Here is a 3,560-nt window from a genome sequence, read left to right as displayed (position 1 = left end):
TCGGCCCGTTCGCGCTTTGTCGGCAGCGACCGGGCGGAGCGGTAATCCATCGACGGCGAGGCGTCGCGCCACAGCCAGGCGGTCTGCACCGCGGCCCATTCGGTCTCGCGCTGGAACAGCCCCTCGGATTTGCCGGACTGGCGCCAGTCGATCCGGCCGATCGGCTCGCCGGCCTGGTAGCGGCGGAACTGCCAGAAGCTCTCGCCCACGCCGACGCGGCGGCGGCCGTGCACGCCCTGGGCGACGGTGGACGCCACGCGGTCGGCGGCGATCAAGAGCGGCGGCAGCGTCGCCGCCAGCGCATCGGCCGCCTTGCGCCGCGCGGCGCCGGTCATGGGGGTTGAGGAGCCGTCCGCCACCCTCGGCCTCAGCCCAGGCGGGAGATCAGCCGCTCGATCACGTCGGCGATGGTCGCGCCATCGGCCCGGGCGGCGAAGGTCAGCGCCATGCGGTGCTGCAGGATCGGCCGGGCCAAAGCGGCGACGTCGTCGACCGAGGGCGAAGGCCGGCCGGTCAGCAGGGCGCGGGCGCGGCAGGCCAGCATCAGCGACTGGCTGGCGCGCGGGCCGGGGCCCCAGCCGACCATGCGCTGCACCTCGGGCAGGTCGGTCGAATCCGGCCGGGCGGCGCGGACCAGGGACAGGATCGCCTCCAGCACCGTCTCGCCGACCGGCAGGCGGCGCACCAGGCGCTGCACCCGCTGCAGCGCGTCGGGGCTGATCACCGCCTCGACCTGCGCCTCGGCGACGCCGGTGGTGGCCAGCAGCATCCGCCGCTCCGCCGCCAGATCGGGGTAGCCGACATCGACCTGCATCAGGAAGCGGTCCAGCTGCGCCTCGGGCAGCGGATAGGTGCCCTCCTGCTCCAGCGGGTTCTGCGTGGCCAGGACGTGGAACGGCTCCGGCAGCGGCAGGTAGCGGCCGGCGATCGACACCCGGTGCTCCTGCATCGCCTGCAGCAGCGCCGACTGGGTGCGCGGGCTGGCGCGATTGATCTCGTCCGCCATCAGCAGCTGGCTGAACACCGGGCCGGGGATGAAGCGGAAGCTGCGGCGTCCTGTCTCGCTCTCCTCCAGCACCTCGGAGCCGAGGATGTCGGCCGGCATCAGGTCCGGCGTGCATTGCACCCGCCGCTCGTCCAGGCCCAGCACGGTGCCCAGCGTCTCGACCAGCCGGGTCTTGGCCAGGCCGGGCAGGCCGACCAGCAGCACATGGCCGCCGGCCAGGATCGTCACGAGGCTCTGGTCGATCACGTCTTGCTGGCCGAAGATGACCCGGCCGATCATGCTGCGGACAGCGGCCAGCCGCTCCACGGCCGCATCGATGTCGCCGGGCGTGGCCGGGGTGTCGAGATCGGTCGGGACGGTCGTCTGCATCGGCGTTCCGCTCTGCGAGGGGACTGACGGATTTATTGAAAGAGTATGGCGGAATTGAGCGACGGCGAGTCCAAGAAAAAGCAGCAGGCGCAGTCTGACGCAGGGGCGCGGGCCCAGCCCGGGGCCGGAGACGTGGCGTCGGCGCTGGCCGGCGCCAGGCGCGGACCCACCGCGGCGGACGAGGCCTACGACATCCGCATCGGCCGCGACGGCACCTGGTACTATCACGGCAGCCCGATCCGGCGGCTGCCGCTGGTCAAGCTGTTCGCCACCGTGCTGCGGCGCGACGCCGCCGGAGACTACTGGCTGATCACCCCGGCCGAGCGGGGGCGGATCACGGTCGACGACGCGCCCTTCGTCGCCGTGGCGCTCGATGTCACGGGCACGGGCGAGGACCAGGTGCTGACCTTCCGCACCAATCTCGACCATGTCCGCGAGGCCGGGCCGGAGCATCCGATCCGCGTCACCTTCGCGCCTGACACCGGGGAGCCGTCGCCCTATATCCGGATCGCCGAGGGGCTCGACGCGCTGCTGTCGCGCCCGGTGTTCTACGAGCTGGCCGAGATCGCCGTCAGCCATGACGGCCGGATGGGGGTATGGAGCCACCGGACATTCTTCCCGCTGGACCAGGCGTGAGCGGGCCGGCCCCGGTCGCGGCCGATCTGGCGCGGCTGCGGCGGTACATCCCCCGCCTGTCCAGGGGCGACCACGACCTGAACCCGGACCTGAAGCCGCTGGCGACGCTCAGGCCCGCCGCGGTGCTGGTGCCGATCGTCCGGCGGCCGGAGGGCGACACCATCCTCCTGACCCTGCGCACGCCGCATCTGACCGCCCATGCCGGCCAGATCGCCTTTCCCGGCGGCGGCATCGACCCGGGCGACGCCGACCCCTTGGCGGCGGCGCTGCGCGAGACGGAGGAGGAGATCGGCCTGCCGCGGGCGAAGGTGGAAATCGTCGGCCGGCTCGACACCTATGTCAGCCGCACCGGCTTCGAGATCCAGCCCTTCATCGGGCTGCTGACGCCGCCGCTGGAGACCGCGCCGGATCCCTTCGAGGTGGCCGAGATCTTCGAGGTGCCGCTCGCCTTCATCCTGGCGCCGGGCAACCCGAAGCGGCACCGCATCACCGTGCAGGGGGTGGAACGGCAATACTGGGCCTTCCCCTATCGCGACCGCTATGTCTGGGGCGTGACCGCGGGCATCCTCAGGAACCTGCGCGACGTGCTGCTCGGGACGGCCGAATGACCACACAGCACCGTTTATGGCCGCTGCCCGGCTGGGCCACCGACCCCGCTGCCCGGGCGGTGATCGCCGCGCTGTCAATCCCCGGCTTCGACCCGCGCTTCGTCGGCGGCTGCGTGCGCAACGCGCTGCTGGGGCTGGACGCGGCCGATGTCGACATCGCCACGCCGCTGCGGCCGGAGGCGGTGATGGTGGCGCTGCGCAATGCCGGGCTCGGCGTGATCCCGACCGGGCTGCAGCACGGCACGGTTACCGCCCGGTCCGGCGGCAGGAGCTTCGAGGTCACGACGCTCAGGGTCGATGTCGAGACCGACGGCCGCCACGCCATCGTCGAGTTCACCGCCGACTGGCAGGCCGACGCGGCGCGGCGCGACTTCACCATGAACGCCCTGTCGGCCGATCCCGAGGGCGTGGTGCACGACTATTTCGGCGGGGTGGCGGACGCGCTGGCCGGCCGGGTGCGCTTCGTCGGCGACCCGGCGCAGCGCATCGCCGAGGATGCTCTGCGCATCCTGCGCTTCTTCCGCTTCCACGCCCATTACGGCCAGGGCGAGCCCGACCCGCCGGCGCTGGCGGCCTGCACTGCCGCGGCCGCCGGCCTGGACCGGCTGTCGGGCGAGCGGGTGCAGGCCGAGCTCCTGAAGCTGCTGGCCGCGCCCGACCCGGTGCCGGTGTGGCGCGAGATGGCGGCGGCAGACATCGCCTGGCGCGTGATCGGCGAGGATGGCGACATCGCCCGACTGCAGGGGCTGCTGCGGGTGGCGCCGGACTCCGATCCGCTGCTGCGGCTGGCGGCACTGCTGCGCGGCGACGCCGCGGCGGTGGCGGCCCGGCTGAAGCTGTCGAATGACGAGCGCGACCGGCTGGTCGGGCTGCGCGAGAGCGTGCTGGACAATGCGCCGGACGAGGCCGGGGTGCGGCTTTTGCTGTACCGGCACGGTCGG

5 protein-coding genes are annotated in these 3,560 nt (G+C 72.9%); 3 read left to right on the top strand and 2 right to left on the bottom strand.

Annotated features, from left to right (window positions below):
• Both P409_RS29595 and P409_RS29590 read right to left on the bottom strand, forming a co-directional pair.
• Positions 1-335 (bottom strand): DUF58 domain-containing protein (locus P409_RS29595; protein ID WP_034846860.1); only part of this gene is annotated, 335 nt, incomplete at its 3' end.
• Positions 336-367: 32 nt separating this feature from the next.
• On the bottom strand, positions 368-1,375 hold the full coding sequence (locus P409_RS29590) for an AAA family ATPase (RefSeq protein ID WP_052121558.1): 1,008 nt from the start codon (positions 1,373-1,375) through the stop codon (positions 368-370).
• Between the two features lie 132 nt (positions 1,376-1,507).
• Between P409_RS29590 and P409_RS29585 the strand changes: the two genes are divergently transcribed.
• From P409_RS29585 to P409_RS29575, 3 genes are all read left to right on the top strand, one after another.
• Positions 1,508-2,011 (top strand): DUF1285 domain-containing protein, encoded by a 504-nt coding sequence (locus P409_RS29585; protein ID WP_052121557.1) that lies wholly within the window; start codon positions 1,508-1,510, stop codon positions 2,009-2,011.
• The gene (locus P409_RS29580; protein WP_238578802.1) at positions 2,008-2,619 is read left to right on the top strand and encodes a CoA pyrophosphatase; all 612 of its coding nucleotides are present in this window, start codon (positions 2,008-2,010) and stop codon (positions 2,617-2,619) included. Before P409_RS29585 ends, P409_RS29580 begins: the two co-directional genes overlap by 4 nt.
• Positions 2,616-3,560 (top strand): CCA tRNA nucleotidyltransferase (locus P409_RS29575; RefSeq protein ID WP_052121556.1); only part of this gene is annotated, 945 nt, incomplete at its 3' end. The genes P409_RS29580 and P409_RS29575, both read left to right, overlap by 4 nt.

Origin of the sequence: Inquilinus limosus MP06 (genome assembly GCF_000767795.1) — a bacterium.
Classification (GTDB): Bacteria; Pseudomonadota; Alphaproteobacteria; order DSM-16000; family Inquilinaceae; genus Inquilinus; species Inquilinus limosus_E.
The sequence above is the reverse complement of the archived record's forward strand: the minus strand, read 5'-3'. Positions and strand labels throughout refer to the sequence as shown.